Genomic DNA, 17,141 nt, shown 5'->3' with positions numbered 1-17,141 from the left:
CGGATTTCATCCTAACGCACCCTACGATACCTAATTTTGTTCAAAAATCAAATAGTAGTCCTATAGCAATACGGTTCAGTTAAGAAAAATTGTATCAAGGTTTTTGGCTTTAACTGAACCCTATTGAGTTATAATAGTAAAATGTAGATTTTTCACCATCAAATTATGATAATTACCAATCAAAACTTTCATGTAGTAAAAGAAGCTATCTTAACTACAGAAGAAGGAAACTTAACATTACCAGAAGTAGCCAAGGCAAAAGTTTACCGAGTTCTCACAAACGATGCTGGACAGATTCTATTAGACCCTGTGGACATAGAAAAGATTCCAGAAGAACAGCGCTGGTTGTGGCAAAATCCAGAAGCGCTGGGAATGGTACTACGTGGTATTGAACAAGCCGCGAGGGGAGAAGTTCATGATTTAGGTTCATTTGCTCAATACGCAGATCTGGAGATTGATGATTAATGCAATTTCATCTGCAATATTCGACTGAAGCCAGGGATGCATTGAACAATTTAGAGCAAACTGACCCCAAAAAGTATCGGAAAGTAGCCAAAACGCTGGCTTTGATGGAAAATAATCTGCGTCATCCCGGTTTGCAAACTCATAAATTTGATGATTTATGTGGTCCAAATGGGGAAGAAGTATTTGAAGCATACGTAGAGAATAAAACACCAGCCGCATTTAGAGTGTTTTGGTACTACGGTCCAGATCAAGGAGTGATAACAATCTTGGCAATTACGCCTCATCCTTAATATTTATCCCCAAATTTTTTGCATATTTAGTACAAAACCGGGTAAAACATTTTCCCCGGAAATAGTTTGAGGTAATTTTAAAAGTTCCACATCTTTTCCGGGACGATAAATTTCTACTTCCTGTTTTTTTCGGTTGAGCAACCAACCTAGACGACAACCATTTTCGATATACTCTTGCATCTTCATCTGAGTTTTTTTCAAGCTGTCATTAGGTGACATTATCTCGATAACAAAATCGGGACATAGGGGAATAAATTTTTCTTTTTGTTCTTTAGTCAAAGCATCCCAACGAGATTTTTCTACCCAAGAAACATCAGGAGAACGGTCAGCCCCTGAAGGTAACGTAAATCCAGTTGATGAATCAAAAACTTCGCCCAATTGATTTTGGTCGTTCCAGAACCATATTTGAGCGTTAATAGTAGAATTACTTTTTCCTGTTTCTCCTCCTGTTGGTGGCATTATAATTAATTCTCCTTGGGCATTGCGTTCTAATTTTAAATCTGGATTTTCTGCACACAATTGATAAAACTGGTCTTTTGTCAGTTTAATTACAGAATTGAGGTTTAATGTCAGTGCTGTCATAGGAGTATCTCCCGTTTTTGTTCGCGGACTGGGCTACAAACCTATATCCATTTTCACACTTTTGGGCGAAATATTTGGGTCTGATTTTTAGCGATGTCTATCACGGGCGTAGCTGCAGCATAAAAAACTCCACCCCCTTGTAGGTGGAGTTTACCAGTGCTTTCAATAAACCAGCCATAAAAACTGGAATTAAATAGCCCTGATATTTTCCCTTAGAACATTTTGCTTCTACTCAGCACAGAAGAGTCAAGTTTTCAAATTATAACTACCAAGGATTTGCATTTTGATCGTTAATCCTCACCCAATAGCGCATATTGGCAATGGGAGTGAGATTATCAGCTGGATGCGGACTCAAACCATTAAATTGCGAAGCAGCTTGCGCCCAAAAATTCCATCCTGGCCATGCACCAGTCCCATCATGAAACTCTGCCATTCTGAACCCAGATAAATTATAAGCACGTAGACCTTCTGTCTGGCATAGGTTATCTGCATATGCTTGCGATACCAAAGATGTACCGACAACGTTAGGAATAGCGAAGACTTGTCCACCAGACCAAGTGTTGGTAGATGCACCACCAGGGCTAATGATGGTGTAAGCATAAGATGGAATTGGATTGATTGTCAGGTCTGGTGATTTACGAATGCAAAGGAGTGATCTGGCTTCAGTTACATTTGTATCACCAATGTATCCATTTGATATATAATCAGTTCCAACAAAAATGTAAGTTTTTCCGCCAGATACGACGGGCGCATGTTTACTCGTCCAAGTCAAGGCTTTCTTTGCCTGAGCCGGGTATACAAATAGACCTGCATCCACTGTCTTATTAATATAGACAGTTCCTAATTCCAATTGCTCGGAGAAGTCTTGCGCTTGGGACGGGGATGCAACTGTTATCGTCAATAAACCCATAACAGCAACGAAAGCTAGTTTGTTTAACACAGGTAGATCCCTCTATTTGTTGGTGGATTACAATCTCATAAATTTTACGTTATTTGCAAATATGGCAAATAACTACTTGTTAGCTACGTAACCATAATAAGCTTGTGCTATTTTTGTTATTTGTAAACTTTAGCTTTTTAATTAAAACTTGATTTATTGAAATTACTCCAATGAAATAAAAATAAAAAGTTTACTAAAATTAATTTTTGTTTAATTACTGTCGATCCCACCATAAGCAGGATAAGGTGGGCATAGCCCTAACTACGGATACTTATATTTTTTCAAACAAAAATGGTTGCTACAGAAGCTTTTACATCTGTATTGGAGCAGCTTGCTAATGGCGAGGCTTGATGGTCTAGGAACTGTTCTTGATTTTTTGAATGGTTTACAAGCTAAAATAAAAGTCAAGCTAGGTAAATAAGCTAGCATCTACGTGAAAATAGTTTGCAAGTGCTTCTACTTCAGATTTGTTGATGGGGCGTAAGCCATTAATAATTTCTCGCACATCTTCCAATGAGCCAATTACCTCAGCTAATGCTTCGATTGTCATATCCCGTGCATCCATTAGATGCATTAGCATTAAATGGGGCGTACCTTGAGGGATTGGGTAATTACTTTCTTCAAATTTTTCGATTAATGTCACCAACAGTTCCAAAAGCATATCCTCTTCTGGTGTACGATTGGGGCGATGCTCTAAGTTTTGGGCGAGTGCGATCGCTTGTTCGTTTTCTTGGGCGTTAGTAATTGTTTTTGGTTTATATTCGGCTAGCAGTTTACCGTAAGATTCAGGATTAAAAGTACTGGTCATTTTTCCATATTAAAAAAGTGCAAGATATAAGGTAGGCAATTCAGTGCGGGACGAGGAGCGGGAATTAGTTAAGATATTTGAAGCCGCAGAACAACCCTGATAAACGCAGATGACTGATTTTTGGACAACGGTGCTTGAGTTTGCCCAAACTACTACTACCAGAGTGGGTAAGCAATTGATGCAGGATTTTGGACAGGTACAGCCTTCGCTCAAAGCTGATGGTAGTTTGGTGACGCAAGCCGATAAATGGGCCGATCAGGAAATTCGGGATGCGATCGCTTCTAATTTTGCAGGTTACGGAATTCTCACCGAAGAAAGCGAACGGGTGTTTCCGGGGACAGAATGGTGTTGGGTGCTTGACCCTGTGGACGGTACAACTAACTTTACACGGGGGCTTCCCATTTGGTCGATTTCCCTCGGCTTACTGTATCAAGGTACGCCGATTTTTGGTTATATTTACGTACCACCACTAGACCAAGCCTTTTATGGATTTTGGCAAGGTACATCTGGATTAGTAACGCCAACTGGGGCTTTTCTCAATCATCATCCCATCCACACTAGCAAAGATGCTCCCAGTAATCATCACTTTTTTAACCTTTGTTCCCGCAGTACCGGAGTGATCCAACCAAGCTTTCCCTGCAAAATTCGCATTTTGGGAGTTGCTAGCTATAACTTCCTGACTGTTGCGACTGGCGCCACCCTAGGGGGAATTGAAGCGACACCAAAAGTATGGGATTTCGCAGCAGCTTGGGCGATTGTCCAAGCTGCTGGTGGTACTTGGGTATGGTTGAAATCAGACCCATTTCCCTTAACACCAGGAGAAGATTATAGCGATCGCCCTTTCCCCACCCTTGTTGTCAGTCGCCCAGAATTGGTGTCTGTGTTTACACCATTTCTCGAAGGAGTAAAAATTTAAACCGGAATTGAAAACCGAAAATCGCCTGGGAAAGACAAAAAATTTTCCGGGCTATTTTGTCGATCTATCAGGAAATAAATTATTTCAACCGTATATATAAATACACAGTGTAAATTATCTCAGGCGGCGGGAAAGCTTTTTGTCTTTACACAGGCGATTAAAGTTACCAGCCGCCGTCAGTGGTTAATAGTCAATGGTTAGTTTTATTTCTGACCGTTGATAAATGACAACTGATTTTCAAGGGATGGGATGAGCTTATCTGTGGACTTAGGGAATTCCAAATAAAAAATATTTCATCGCAACTGTTGACGGTTGATCGTTGACAGATTCTAGTGGCTATTTTTCTTCTTGGGAGTTCCCTGATTAACTAATAGGTCATCTATTCTAAATAGCCATGTTGTCTAATTCATCATTGATCGAAGAATTTGTGAGGGACTCTATCGACAAAAAAGAAGTTTTATTATCTAACACTTCTTTAACAGCCGAAATGGTATATGATACCAACCAGCTAATAGCCAAAAAAGAGGGGGTAATTGCCACAAAAAAACTGACTAATAAAATATCTGAATTCTGGATTAATTCCAATTCATCATATAGAGACTTGATGAATGAAGCCTTAGCAAAATTCGGGTATGTATTTACAGCAGAAATAGATCAGCGAGGCTTCTGCAAATATCAATCTTGCTCAGTGCCTAAAGGTTATACAATGCAATGTACCAAATCAGTTTTATTGTGGCAAACTTGGTGGAAATATCGGAAATATCCATTAAGATTGGGAATCCCTTTGGAAGTTCTAATTCAAACAAGAGATTCATGGTATGGGATTAAAGATTTAACAATTAGCGATGGACTGTTCTATATCAAAACCTTGGTAAATGAGGTAGTATTTCACGCAGAAGATATGGTAATTTGGTTAAGTCGAATTGAGAGTAATCCTAAATTATGACAGGTATTTGCGCTTGAGCGGTGGGGTAATCAAGAGCGCTAAAGCGCAACTACAAACATCATTACTCATTACTCAACTCATTACTCATTACTCATTACTCCTTACTCATTACTCATTACTCATTACTCATTACTCATTACTCCTTACTCCTTACTCCTTACTCATTACTCATTACTCATTACTCCTTACTCCTTACTCATTACTCATTACTCATTACTCATTACTCAACTCATTACTCATTTGGAAAATAAAATCAGCGATCGCCTGATCTACTTTTGCAGAAATATCAGTTGGTGGACTGAGCAAGACAGAACGCTGAATCAGTTTTTTATCCTGAAGACGACGAGCGACACGGCTGGGAATACCGTAACCATAAATAATGTGTCCCTGACCAGCTAAAACGACAACTTGATAATCTGGATTAGCCCTGATAAACTTAGCAATAGAATCAGCCATTGTTTCATCCCACAAAACTTGCGCCTCAAAAAAGCGGGATGCATTAGCACTGTTACCATGACCAGCAGCTTGATGATTTTGAAAAGCTGCTAAAACCAGTTGGCGATATTGCTGATTATCTGTGCGAATTTCCGATATTGGCGGAATTTGCTCTCTTTGCGATGCTGTCAAACTGTTTAAACCTTTACGTGCAACTTGGCGAGTAATTTCGCTAGGAGTATTTAAAGCTAAAACCGCGAGTTGTTTTTCTTGAGCAAATCGCAAGATAGGGGCGTAATATTCCCAAGGAAAACCCCAGCGTTTTGCATACTCGCTTTGTTCTATAAGTTCTTCCTCAGTGATTTTTCCTGCGAGATATTGATTAATCACACCTTGATAGGGACGCTGAAACATTTCTAAAGCGATGACAATTTTTGAATTACCCTGATAAAGTTGCTGAATAATTTTGAGTTGATTTTGGTGGTCTTCGAGACTATCGTGAGTTTCACCCAAATACACCACATTCGCCTTTGCCAGTTCTGGTAAAATTTGTGCTAAACTATTAACGCATTTACTGGCAACAAAGACAGCACAGGGATTTTCTACTTCTTGAGCATAACTTGGTAACATCCAAAATAAAAAAATACCCAGAGACAAAGTAAAAACCTGGGTGGAAACGGAGTTGAGAAAATGAATTTTCATCTTTGTTCCAACCTAATTCATAATTCAATACAGGGATGTTAGACTCCAATGGTATACATTGTAGGGAACATCCAAAATCTTTTGTTCTAATGACAATTTTATTCGTGCCGTGCCCCTACGACAATTTTCTTAACTGAACTGTATTGATTCATAATTCATAATTAAAAATGAAAGGAATCTGGCTCGAAAACAACCAATTGCAATTTTGCACAGATATATCCATTCCCGAACCAGCGCCAGGAGAAGCCCTGGTGCGCGTTTTGCGTGCAGGTATCTGTAACACTGACCTAGAATTGCTCAGAGGCTACTATCCCTACACTGGCATTTTAGGACATGAATTTGTCGGCGTTGTCGAACAAGGTCCAGAAAACCTAATAAACCAGCGAGTAGTCGGCGAAATTAATGCTGTCTGCGGTCATTGTCGCTTCTGTCGTCGGGGACAACCGACACATTGCGAAAACCGTACAGTTTTGGGAATTGTCAATCGCCACGGCGCCTTTGCAGACTATCTCTGTTTACCTGTACAGAATCTGCATATTGTACCCGATAATGTCACCACAGATGTAGCGACTTTTACCGAACCTGTAGCAGCAGCCCTAGAAATTCAACAGCAGGTGGCGTTGAGTGCAGATGACCGGGTGGTAGTAATTGGCGATGGTAAACTGGGACAATTAGTAGCCCAGACATTAGCTTTAAGCGGTTGTGAACTGCTGGTAGTCGGGCGTCATCGAGACAAACTGGCTAACCTAGAAGCCAGGGGTATTAAAACTGGACTAGCCGACGCTGTAGTTGATCGCTATTTCGATATCTCCGTTGAGTGTACAGGAAATCCCGAAGGATTTGCGATCGCCCGCCGCGCCCTGCGTCCCCGTGGTACATTAGTCTTGAAAAGTACCTATGCAGGCAATCTCAGCCTAGATGCTTCTTCTTTAGTAGTCGATGAAATTACACTCATTGGTTCTCGCTGCGGTCCCTTTGCGCCAGCACTCCAGCTACTAGCTACAGGACAAGTGGATGTAAAACCCTTGATACATGCTCATTATCCCCTCAGCGAAGGGTTGGCTGCTTTTGAGTTGGCGCAGAAACGAGGAGTTTTAAAGGTTTTGTTGGAGATGGAAACAGCATAGTTTGTATTAGCCCGTAGGGTGCGTCAGAATGGTTAATTTTCGGATAAAGTTACTAATTTTCGGCTGCTGACGCACCCCACTTGATCCAATACTGCTCGGTTAACGAATGTAGAGACGTTACATGTAACGTCTAGACTTGGGTTTCACGCTTTGCGATTTTCAAAACCTACGCAGTATTGCCACTTGATCTAACTAGCAACTTAGGTTATTACAGCGTTTCTCGCCCTAGTGAGGTACATCGGTAAGGGCACGGCAGTGCCGTGCCCCTACATCGCGTGATACAATTTTGTACCTCATCTGAATAGGAAGTGCTATAGCAATTTATCATAACTTTTTTAATTTGCCTTTCATTCAAATTGTAGTGAGCGAAAATAAATTAAAACTAATTGTCTATAACGTTGGAATCTGCTGAAAAAGCCGGGCGTTTTGCAGCATTATTCGGGTGTCGGTAACTGGTCATAAGCTTCTGGCTCAACATCTGGGACTTTCGCCAAGACAGCTTCATATTTTTCTCGACTACCCCGTTTTGCCAACTCTTCTAAATATGTTTCAGTTGTCAAAGCGGCGATTTTTTCTGCAACTGCTGTGGCAATAAACTGATCGACAGAAATACCATCTTTTTCTGCAAGCTCTTGCAAACTTTTGTACAAAGAATCAGGAAGTTGAACTTTGAGGTTACTCATGGCAATGCTCCAATAGATTGTAGAAACTCAGCTGGTGTAACTGTTCTGATTCCAAAACGCTCGATGCCAACAAAGTCACGAGTGTTGTACGTCACTACACTATCACATCCTGCCTTAACTGCCAGTTCTAACACCATATCGTCTTTTGGATCGGGCAGATATGGTCGCCAGAGAAAAAATATTCTATGTCGTTTCGCAACCGAACAGTGAAACTCAATTAGTTGTTCAATATCTGTTGCAGTGACATACAAATTTGAAAGTTCTCGTGATAAAACCTCTTGATATTCCAAAACCAGGGGAACAGAGAGATTGATGTCAAATTGACCTGTACCTACCAGCGTCAGTAGACGGAAAGCACTGCCACGTTTAGAACGCAACCCAGAAACAATAACGTTCGTATCAAATACAACTTGCGGAATTGGCATAAAAGCATTATGCAAGTTTTTGATTTAATAATCAATACTGACTCAGACATACAATAATTTTCATTTCTTTGCACCACAGATCCTCGTAGGGGCGCAAGGCCTTGCGCCCCTACCGCGTGGTCTATTTACCTGAAAACTGCTGTAAGGTGTTTTGACACTCCCACCATCTCAGCATATTTCTAGTACAGATAAGGGTTGGTTTTGGCTTGGAAATCACCACAATGGATCGCCTCTTCTGTATTGGCGATAGATGGGTGTACAGTACATTTGAGACGGTAATCGGCGGTAAAAAATTGGCAGTTAGTACAGGGGATTTGATGCATTTGCTTGGCTACGGCTACACTGTCTCGCGCCGTCGTCCACAGACTCCAAACGACAAGAATCATTAAAGTCCAAGCAGCGACAAAGCAAACTGGGACTAAAAGCGGTTGAATTCCCCGAAGTATCAAATAAATGAGTTCTAACACAACAAATCTTGATAAAAGTTAGGAGTTAGGAGTTAGGAGTTAGGATTTACTCCTAACTTCTCAGTATAAATTAAATGCCAGCATGACCGAGGGCTAAACCAGCAACTAGCATTCCCAAAACTAGGAATGGTTGGGCGCTGGCTTGGTATTTCACGTCATTCTTTAGGGGGTCACGCAGGAAATACATATCCTGGAAGGTGATTTGGGGGATAATTAACAGTACAAGAATTGCTGCGTACAAATTCTCATGGATACTGACGAGATATGCGGCAATCAGTCCTTGAAATAAATCAATCATCACTACACAAATCAACGCTGCAGTTTGGACGCCAAACATTACTGGTAATGATTGTAAACCTAATTGGCGATCGCCTTCAACACTTTTAAAGTCATTGACAATCGCAATACCCAATCCAGCCAAGCTGTAAATCAGGGTGAGAATGGCAATTTTCCAATTGAGTTCGCCAAACAAAGCATGACCAGCCCACCAAGGTAAGGCGATGTAACTGGCACCTAAAGCATAGTTCCCTAACCAGCCGTTTTGCTTGAGTTTCAGGGGAGGCGCAGAATAGATGTAGGCGATGAATGAACCAAATACGGCGAGGGCTGTGACGTTAGGAAAGTCATGACCCGCCCAGACATCGAGAGTAAATGCCACGCCTATACCAGCCAAGAATAATACTATAATCTGCGTAATTACTTGGCCTTCGGAAATTGCGCCGGAGGGTATGGGGCGATAAGGTTCGTTAATGGCGTCTATTTCGCGATCATAGTAATCATTGAGGGTTTGGGTATAACCAGTCAGCAGCGGTCCAGACAGCAACATACAAAGCGCTGCTTTGAGGACATTTTCTAGGCTCCAGATATAGTTACCAGAAGAAGCTGCGCCACAAACTACACCCCAGATTAAGGGAATCCACGTAATCGGCTTCATCAGCTGCAAGCGGATTTTCCAAATTGAGGTTTCGCCAGTTGCAGCACCTTTCATGCCTAGCATCTGCCGAGTTTTCCCAGTGCGATCGCTCGTGACAGTGGCTCCATCAGGGGAATTAATTGCTACTGAGTCGATAGCCTCAGCAGGGTGGGAATTTGGGTTAATGGGGGTTGAATCAGACATAAGTTAATTAAATACTCAGGAGTTATGAATGAGGAGTTATGAGTGATGTGAATTAACAAATCTTATTTTCCTACATGGTATTACGCTTGAGCAAAACTCTGAATATATGACCTACTCTGGGGGCACAAACAATAATAATCGTAGGGTGCGTGACGCTGCGATTATTATTGTACGTAGTCACAAGACTTGTGGCGTCACGCACCATTCTTTAAATGTGACACGGAAGTAAGTCCTGATATATCTTCTGTTAAGTAGGTCGGCGCAAATAAACCGTATAGGACTTACGCACTGTACAAATTTGGCATGGTATGCTTTTACCAAAATACGTTGTTTCAGGCTTTGATTAATTATTACTTTGATGGTAAACAGACCCGCGTTCTCGGGGTTTAGCAATGCTAAACCCCTACGACATCTCCGGTTTTTTGTAGCCACATATTTTGTGTTTTTTGTCAATGCGTCAGTCCTACCGTACTAGCTTTGGTCGTCATTTGTCATTGGTCATTGGTCATTGGTGAAAATTTGAGACATATTTATATTTCGTAATATAGTTTTGTTTTTCGCGCCGACTTACTTATGAGGAATACTTTGTTTTAAGTTTGATTTAAACTTAAGTAGTAACGGTATTTTGGCTACGTAACAATGGGTAAAAACAATTTGAACGTCAGGATTACTGACGAGGAAAGACAAATTTTAAACAACTACTGTGATGCAGTCGATAGAACTCAATCGGATATCATCCGTGAGTTCATTCGATCATTGAAAAAGAAAACTAAGAAGAATCAAGATGTAGCATTACTAGGAAATAACTCCTAACTCCCAACTCCTAACTCCTAACTCCTAACTCCCAACTCCTAACTCCCAACTCCCAACTCCCAACTCCCAACTCCCAACTCCCAACTCAATTAGAAGGAAATTATCAAATAATTCTGCTGAAATTTCGCACCAGCGACACGTCTACCACTCAAAGCTGGGGGTAGGAGGATATTGCGACGCTGGTCGCCTGCTTCCACAGTGACTTCTGGTCCATATTGGGTGAGTTTGACCTGTTTTTTGTCGAATCCAGGTAAGAATAAGCGTACCTGCTGATTGTGGACATCGATGTCAATTGGTTTAGGAGCTTGTACTGCTTGTTCGACAAAGTTGGGTAGGGCGTCAATTAGCGGTTCCCAATCTCCGGTTGGAGTGTCAGGAATGACACTCACGCTGAGGGGGATAAATTCTTCTTTTAGGCTGACATTTGTATCATCAGACACTTGAAGCACGCCACCTACAGTCAGACCAACTTGTTGAGCGCTACCCCATAAATAACGGGTACTGGCGATTTCAATTGGCTCTGAGGTAGTCACCAAAAAGGCTGCAACGCGCTTGGGGTCAGCAAGGGCTGCTTTACCCTTTTCTAAAAAATTGTTGATTTGGTTGGTAGGTTGGGCGAAGTTATCTGTAGTCCAATTGAAATTGAAAAAGGAGCTAATTAGTGGTTGAATCAAGGGTGATTCTGCAATTGCCTTTCCTAAATCAGAGTTAACAAATAATTGCCGAAATCGCCGCACATACCAACTCAGAGATTCTGGCATCCCTAACATCCGCAGGGTGGTAGAATCACCAGTGCCATTGTAAACAATCGCGTCATATTTGCCACTGGCATCATATTCGCGAATAGCATTCAAGGCGAGGGCGCTGTCCATTCCTGGTAATACTACCAGTTCTTGACCAAAAACCTCTTTAAAGATGGGCGTGCGGAGGTATTGCGCCTCAAGTTTTTTGGCTTCTTCCCAGTTGCGTTCTAGGAGTACAGATGCTTGGAACTGTACGACCTGCAAATTGGGAGCAATTTCCTGGGGGTCTGCAGTTAAGGTAGTACCTAGCAGGATGGGTAATGCTGGTTCTGCATGTCCTGCTAGGAGTACGCGCTTCCCTTGGCTAGCCAACAATTTGGCGGCGGCGATCGCTATTTTGGTACGAGCGGTGCCGCTTTTGCCCAAAAATGTCAATATCAGAGACATTACTTAATTTATTCCAATTACCGCCGGTGTTTTCAACTCCAACTTAGCACTTGGTCAATCATGAAAGCTTCTGTCTTGAGTTCTGCTACATAAAATCTGGACAAATTGTGACACTAGCGTAAGTCCTGACTCTATTGCACGGGTTTGATTTCATCATCAAAAAACCAAGTCGAAAAATTGTCGTCAAACTTGACCACCACACCAACACCGCTACCATCGGTGACTTTGTAGCCTGCGATAGTACCCACTGCTCCGAGTTTGTTCACGATACGGCCAGAGACGCGATCGCGCAAACGATACACCTTAACCTTTTGTCCGATTTCCATGCCTACTTACAACGCAATAAACCAAATCTCAGTTTACCGGAATGCGTGACCCTTCTGTCAGAGATTTAAAGGATTGAGGGATAAGGGAAAAATAAGAATTGACAAATGACCACTAACCTAACATTAAAATTAAATCAAAATATTTGGGTTGGAAGGCGATCGCTAATTTCCCAATCCCCAATCCCCAATCCCCAACCCCCAACCCCCAATCCCCACCATGTATCAACCCAATCCACCGCGTCCACCGCATGAAACCCTACCGACGATGTATGATTTACCCAGTGAATTAATAGGAGAATCAGGGTTGCCAGATGAATTTCACCGCATTCAGGCTGAGTTACTCAGTGAAACTTGTCAGCCTCCTCAATATTCCCGTGAAGAAATTTTACTTGCTAGCGATTTAAACTTGTATTATGATCCTCGTCATCCTTTGTGGTATAAGCGCCCAGATTGGTATCTCGTTTTGGGTGTTCCTGGTGCTAATCAACTGCAAGACTTACGCTTGAGTTACCTTGTTTGGCAAGAAGGAGTTGATCCATTTTTAGTAGTTGAATTACTGTCACCAGGAACAGAACAAGATGACTTAGGAAAAACATTGCGGGAGGTGAATCAACCACCGACAAAGTGGGAAGTCTATGAAATAATTTTGCGGATTCCTTACTATGTTGTTTATGACCGCTATGAAAATAATTTACGCGCTTTTCAAATTATAGGCACTCATTATGAGGCAATTTCCATCACAGAAAACCGTTTTTGGTTGTCAGATTTAGAACTAGGATTAGGGCTATGGGAAGGTACTTATCAGCAGACCACAGGTTTATGGTTACGTTGGTATAATGCTGATGGTTGGTTGCCAACTTTGGCAGAACGGGCGCAACAAGAACGCCAACGCGCCCGACAAGAAAGCCAACGCGCAGAACTTGAACGCCAACGCGCAGAACAAGAACGCCAACGGGCGGATAAATTAGCAGAATATTTGCGATCGCAGGGCATAGATCCTGATAACCTACCCTAGGAGGAAATAGCGATGACTACCAGCATCAAAATAGTCAATCCCCGTATCGAATATCCTAGTTCAGATGGTGAACCCTTGGCTGAAACCTACCTACATCTCTACGCAATTCTGACGACGCTAGAAGTCATAAAACAATACCTCAATGGTAGACAGGCGACAGTCCTAGCAGACCAGTTTCTCTACTATGCTCAAGGTTTCCCCCGGCTACGAGTAGCACCAGATGTGATGGTGATATTTGATGTGGCTCCAGGAGGAAGAGATAATTATAAAATCTGGGAAGAAGGTCAAGTTCCCCAGGTGGTATTTGAAATGACTTCTCAAGGAACGCAAAAACAAGACCAAGAAGAAAAGAAAAACCTTTATGAACAATTAGGAATTTTAGAATATTGGTTATTTGACCCCAAGGGAGAATGGATTGTCGAAAAGTTAAGGGGATATAGATTAGACGGTGAGACTTATCAACCAATTACTGATGGAATATCTCAACCATTGGAATTGAGCGTGATAGTTGAAGGGGAACTATTGAGATTTTATCGCCTAGATACGGGTGAGAAGTTACTCATACCGACCGAACTAGCAAAACTAGCCCGACAAGAAAGCCAACGCGCCCAACAGGAACGCCAACGCGCCGAAGAAGAAAGCCAACGCGCCCAACAAGAACGCCAACGCGCAGAACAAGAACGCCAACGGGCGGATAAATTAGCAGAATATTTGCGATCGCAGGGCATAGATCCTGATAACCTACCCTAGGAGGAAATAGCGATGACTACCAGCATCAAAATAGTCAATCCCCGTATCGAATATCCTAGTTCAGATGGTGAACCCTTGGCTGAAACCTACCTACATCTCTACGCAATTCTGACGACGCTAGAAGTCATAAAACAATACCTCAATGGTAGACAGGCGACAGTCCTAGCAGACCAGTTTCTCTACTATGCTCAAGGTTTTCCCCGGCTACGAGTAGCACCCGATGTGATGGTGATATTTGATGTGGCTCCAGGGGGAAGGGATAATTATAAAATCTGGGAAGAAGGTCAAGTTCCCCAGGTGGTATTTGAAATGACTTCTCAAGGAACACAAAAACAAGACCAAGAAGAAAAGAAAAACCTTTATGAACAATTAGGAATTTTAGAATATTGGTTATTTGACCCCAAGGGAGAATGGATTGTCGAAAAGTTAAGGGGATATAGATTAGACGGTGAGACTTATCAACCAATTACTGATGGAATATCTCAACCATTGGAATTGAGGGTGATAGTTGAAGGGGAACTATTGAGATTTTATCGCCTAGATACGGGTGAGAAATTACTCATACCGACCGAACTAGCAAAACTAGCCCGACAAGAAAGCCAACGCGCAGAACTTGAACGCCAACGCGCGGATAAATTAGCAGAATATTTGCGATCGCAGGGCATAGATCCTGATAACCTACCCTAGGAGGAAATAGCGATGACTACCAGCATCAAAATAGTCAATCCCCGTATCGAATATCCTAGTTCAGATGGTGAACCCTTGGCTGAAACCTACCTACATCTCTACGCAATTCTGACGACGCTAGAAGTCATAAAACAATACCTCAATGGTAGACAGGCGACAGTCCTAGCAGACCAGTTTCTCTACTATGCTCAAGGTTTCCCCCGTCTACGAGTAGCACCAGATGTGATGGTGATATTTGATGTGGCTCCAGGGGGAAGGGATAATTATAAAATCTGGGAAGAAGGTCAAGTTCCCCAGGTGGTATTTGAAATGACTTCTCAAGGAACACAAAAACAAGACCAAGAAGAAAAGAAAAACCTTTATGAACAATTAGGAATTTTAGAATATTGGTTATTTGACCCCAAGGGAGAATGGATTGTCGAAAAGTTAAGGGGATATAGATTAGACGGTGAGACTTATCAACCAATTACTGATGGAATATCTCAACCATTGGAATTGAGGGTGATAGTTGAAGGGGAACTATTGAGATTTTATCGCCTAGATACGGGTGAGAAATTACTCATACCGACCGAACTAGCAAAACTAGCCCAACAAGAACGCCAACGCGCGGATAGATTAGCTGAATATTTGCGCTCTCAGGGAATAGACCCCGAGAATCTTCCCTAAAAATCAAATTATTGTATCACGCTGTGTAGGGGCACGGCAATGCCGTGCCCCTACGGGTGTACCTTACTAGGGCGAGAGCGCTGTATAATTTGCAACAGCCAGCATTTCTAGGGAGCGCCTAACGCACCATCTTGTTTTTTAGTGCGTTATACCAACAGGACTGACTTGCTTGTCAAATTTAAATAATGGTGCGTGACGCCACAACTCTTGTAACTACGTACAATATTTATCAAAGCGTCACACACCCTACGATTATTAGGGTGTGTTAGGCGCATGTTTCGATATAGCACTTCCCATTCAGATGAGGTACAAAATTGTATCACGCTGTGTAGGGGCACGGCATTGCCGTGCCCCTACGGGTGTACCTTACTAGGGCGAGAAACGCTATATAATTTGCAACAACCAGCATTTCTAGGGAGCGCCTAACGCACCTTCTTGATTTTGAGTCAGATGTAAATAGATGGTGCGTGACGCCACAAATCTTGTAACTACGTACAATATTCATCAAAGCGTCACGCACCCTACGATTATTCTGACTAATTCGTCCCAAGAATATATGTCATCAGTTTTGATTTGGGAACGGTCATATTTATGTGCTGAAATTAAGGCGTTTTGGATGCTGCTGGCTTCTCCTGGCTGATAGTAAAAAATATGACTTCTGGGAGATGACATGTAAGCTGGAGCAATGATTGGCAATTTGGAGTAAGTATATTGAATAATTTTTAGGCTATCTGTTAAAGATTCTATTCCTGGACTGTACGAACGTATTTGAAGAGCTATATCTGCATATTTAATGTAAGGAATTGTCGCTTTAAAAGGTAGCTCTCCGTAAGCAATGATGTTTTTTCTTTGAGGTAAATTTTCAATCGGTCCGATGATATGAAATTGCCAATTAGGGAATAATTGACTGGCTTGATCTAAAAAATTATAATCAAAATAAGAATTCCCGACAAAAATGATGTTGGGATTGTCTGCGGCTGAATAAGGGTTGGTAAGTTCCCGATCAAACAAGTCTTTACGAATACCATGTAGGTGCAATTCTAAATTAGGCAATTCTCCAAAGAGACGGTAAATATGTTGGCTAGGGACACTAACTAAATCAAACTTGGGAGCCATTTGTTCCTCAGTTTCTATAACCACTGAGTGGTTGCGTAACAGTCGCAAATCGTCGGAAACTCTATAGATAAATTTAGCTTGGGGATTGAGGCGTTTGCATCTTTCAAAAAGCAGCAATGCTGGTGTACTCTCAAAGATGAAAATATCAGCATTAACAAGCAAAGATTCTACTGCACCTAATGGGAGTTGACCGTAAAATCGGAACAGGGGACGGCTAAGATAATTGAGTAAATTTAAGCGGAGATTAGCAGGGTGCCAAAGCGTGAACCAGACGTAACTCCATAAATTTGGCTGTACCTGTTGGAGTTGATTGGCCTCTTGTAGCACAGGATAAGCCAAGCGGTAGTCTCGACGAATTACAGATAGCCAACTCAGAGCAGCAGTGACAAATACAACTTCCCAGCCTTGACGCCAAAGAGCATCAGCTAACCAGTGAAAACCCGCCTTCCGTTTAGAGTTCCAATAGTGACCAGTAATCAAAACTACACGCTTCATAACTTGTTGAATATCAATAAGTGTCCCAAGACTGCTAGACTAATACACTAGTGAAAAAAGTGAACGGTAGGGTGGGCTATGCCTAACCTACGAAATAATAAGGTTAGGGACTTTTTTTGGCAATTATGATGATGGTGCAAGATATCAGGATACCCTTTTGGGCGATTTAGGCTTTTAAGT

The 17,141-nt window shown here is 41.9% G+C and carries 21 protein-coding genes; 10 read left to right on the top strand and 11 right to left on the bottom strand.

Annotated features, from left to right (window positions below; genetic code table 11):
• Positions 1–165 precede the first annotated feature (165 nt).
• Together HEQ19_27190 and HEQ19_27185 are read left to right on the top strand one after the other, a co-directional pair.
• On the top strand, positions 166–465 hold the full coding sequence (locus tag HEQ19_27190; GenBank protein WYM03652.2) for a hypothetical protein: 300 nt from the start codon (positions 166–168) through the stop codon (positions 463–465).
• Positions 465–755 carry a hypothetical protein gene (locus tag HEQ19_27185; protein ID WYM02611.1) on the top strand — a complete coding sequence of 97 codons (291 nt, stop codon included), beginning with the start codon at positions 465–467 and terminating at the stop codon, positions 753–755. Before HEQ19_27190 ends, HEQ19_27185 begins: the two co-directional genes overlap by 1 nt.
• 3 nt (positions 756–758) lie before the next feature.
• On the opposite strand, the gene HEQ19_27180 is transcribed toward HEQ19_27185, so the two are convergent.
• The 3 genes from HEQ19_27180 to HEQ19_27170 form a co-directional block, all read right to left on the bottom strand.
• Complete coding sequence (locus HEQ19_27180) at positions 759–1,337, bottom strand: Uma2 family endonuclease (GenBank protein WYM02610.1); 579 nt, start codon at positions 1,335–1,337, stop codon at positions 759–761.
• A gap of 265 nt (positions 1,338–1,602) precedes the next feature.
• Positions 1,603–2,277, bottom strand: a complete 675-nt coding sequence (locus tag HEQ19_27175) for a hypothetical protein (protein WYM02609.1) — start codon at positions 2,275–2,277, stop codon at positions 1,603–1,605.
• Between the two features lie 409 nt (positions 2,278–2,686).
• Positions 2,687–3,085 (bottom strand): transcriptional regulator, encoded by a 399-nt coding sequence (locus HEQ19_27170; GenBank protein ID WYM02608.1) that lies wholly within the window; start codon positions 3,083–3,085, stop codon positions 2,687–2,689.
• Positions 3,086–3,194: 109 nt separating this feature from the next.
• Here HEQ19_27170 and HEQ19_27165 point away from each other — a divergent pair, with 109 nt between their 5' ends.
• The 3 genes from HEQ19_27165 to HEQ19_27155 all read left to right on the top strand — a co-directional run bounded on the left by HEQ19_27165 (position 3,195) and on the right by HEQ19_27155 (position 5,215).
• Positions 3,195–4,001: an inositol monophosphatase family protein gene (locus HEQ19_27165; protein ID WYM02607.1), complete on the top strand. Its 807-nt coding sequence runs from the start codon at positions 3,195–3,197 to the stop codon at positions 3,999–4,001.
• Between the two features lie 394 nt (positions 4,002–4,395).
• Positions 4,396–4,947, top strand: a complete 552-nt coding sequence (locus HEQ19_27160; protein WYM02606.1) for a hypothetical protein — start codon at positions 4,396–4,398, stop codon at positions 4,945–4,947.
• A gap of 13 nt (positions 4,948–4,960) precedes the next feature.
• Entirely contained in the window at positions 4,961–5,215 is a 255-nt protein-coding gene (locus HEQ19_27155) for a hypothetical protein (GenBank protein WYM02605.1), read from the top strand.
• On the opposite strand, the gene HEQ19_27150 is transcribed toward HEQ19_27155, so the two are convergent.
• Positions 5,161–6,084, bottom strand: a complete 924-nt coding sequence (locus tag HEQ19_27150; protein WYM02604.1) for a ChaN family lipoprotein — start codon at positions 6,082–6,084, stop codon at positions 5,161–5,163. The genes HEQ19_27155 and HEQ19_27150 overlap by 55 nt on opposite strands.
• Before the next feature lie 167 nt (positions 6,085–6,251).
• Here HEQ19_27150 and HEQ19_27145 point away from each other — a divergent pair, with 167 nt between their 5' ends.
• Positions 6,252–7,211, top strand: coding sequence for an alcohol dehydrogenase catalytic domain-containing protein (locus HEQ19_27145; GenBank protein ID WYM02603.1), 960 nt, complete (start codon positions 6,252–6,254; stop codon positions 7,209–7,211).
• A 434-nt stretch (positions 7,212–7,645) separates the two neighbouring features.
• On the opposite strand, the gene HEQ19_27140 is transcribed toward HEQ19_27145, so the two are convergent.
• From HEQ19_27140 to HEQ19_27115, 6 genes are all read right to left on the bottom strand, one after another.
• On the bottom strand, positions 7,646–7,894 hold the full coding sequence (locus HEQ19_27140) for a toxin-antitoxin system HicB family antitoxin (protein WYM02602.1): 249 nt from the start codon (positions 7,892–7,894) through the stop codon (positions 7,646–7,648).
• A complete protein-coding gene (locus HEQ19_27135; protein ID WYM02601.1) occupies positions 7,891–8,319 on the bottom strand; it encodes a putative toxin-antitoxin system toxin component, PIN family in 429 nt (142 codons plus the stop codon). The genes HEQ19_27140 and HEQ19_27135 overlap by 4 nt, the downstream gene beginning before the upstream one ends.
• A 179-nt stretch (positions 8,320–8,498) precedes the next feature.
• On the bottom strand, positions 8,499–8,786 hold the full coding sequence (locus HEQ19_27130; protein WYM02600.1) for a hypothetical protein: 288 nt from the start codon (positions 8,784–8,786) through the stop codon (positions 8,499–8,501).
• A 70-nt stretch (positions 8,787–8,856) separates the two neighbouring features.
• Positions 8,857–9,903: a chlorophyll synthase ChlG gene (gene chlG / locus HEQ19_27125; GenBank protein ID WYM02599.1), complete on the bottom strand. Its 1,047-nt coding sequence runs from the start codon at positions 9,901–9,903 to the stop codon at positions 8,857–8,859.
• 902 nt (positions 9,904–10,805) lie between these two features.
• The gene (locus tag HEQ19_27120) at positions 10,806–11,906 is read right to left on the bottom strand and encodes an ArsA family ATPase (GenBank protein WYM02598.1); all 1,101 of its coding nucleotides are present in this window, start codon (positions 11,904–11,906) and stop codon (positions 10,806–10,808) included.
• A gap of 131 nt (positions 11,907–12,037) precedes the next feature.
• Positions 12,038–12,232 carry a DUF2862 domain-containing protein gene (locus HEQ19_27115; GenBank protein ID WYM02597.1) on the bottom strand — a complete coding sequence of 65 codons (195 nt, stop codon included), beginning with the start codon at positions 12,230–12,232 and terminating at the stop codon, positions 12,038–12,040.
• A 217-nt stretch (positions 12,233–12,449) separates the two neighbouring features.
• On the opposite strand from HEQ19_27115, the gene HEQ19_27110 reads away from it, so the two are divergent.
• Genes HEQ19_27110 through HEQ19_27095 form a run of 4 tightly spaced genes read left to right on the top strand, consistent with a single transcriptional unit; the run spans position 12,450 to position 15,350 of the window.
• Positions 12,450–13,247, top strand: a complete 798-nt coding sequence (locus HEQ19_27110) for a Uma2 family endonuclease (GenBank protein ID WYM02596.1) — start codon at positions 12,450–12,452, stop codon at positions 13,245–13,247.
• Between the two features lie 12 nt (positions 13,248–13,259).
• Positions 13,260–13,997 carry a Uma2 family endonuclease gene (locus HEQ19_27105; protein WYM02595.1) on the top strand — a complete coding sequence of 246 codons (738 nt, stop codon included), beginning with the start codon at positions 13,260–13,262 and terminating at the stop codon, positions 13,995–13,997.
• A gap of 12 nt (positions 13,998–14,009) precedes the next feature.
• Positions 14,010–14,684, top strand: coding sequence for a Uma2 family endonuclease (locus HEQ19_27100; GenBank protein ID WYM02594.1), 675 nt, complete (start codon positions 14,010–14,012; stop codon positions 14,682–14,684).
• 12 nt (positions 14,685–14,696) lie between these two features.
• The gene (locus HEQ19_27095; GenBank protein WYM02593.1) at positions 14,697–15,350 is read left to right on the top strand and encodes a Uma2 family endonuclease; all 654 of its coding nucleotides are present in this window, start codon (positions 14,697–14,699) and stop codon (positions 15,348–15,350) included.
• Between the two features lie 504 nt (positions 15,351–15,854).
• Here the strand turns inward: HEQ19_27095 and HEQ19_27090 are convergent.
• Entirely contained in the window at positions 15,855–16,961 is a 1,107-nt protein-coding gene (locus HEQ19_27090) for a glucuronosyltransferase (GenBank protein ID WYM02592.1), read from the bottom strand.
• Positions 16,962–17,141 lie beyond the last annotated feature (180 nt).

This window comes from Gloeotrichia echinulata CP02, from assembly GCA_038087035.1.
GTDB lineage: Bacteria > Cyanobacteriota > Cyanobacteriia > Cyanobacteriales > Nostocaceae > Gloeotrichia > Gloeotrichia echinulata.
Note: the sequence above shows the minus strand (reverse complement) of the source record. Positions and strands in the feature narration are given on the sequence as shown.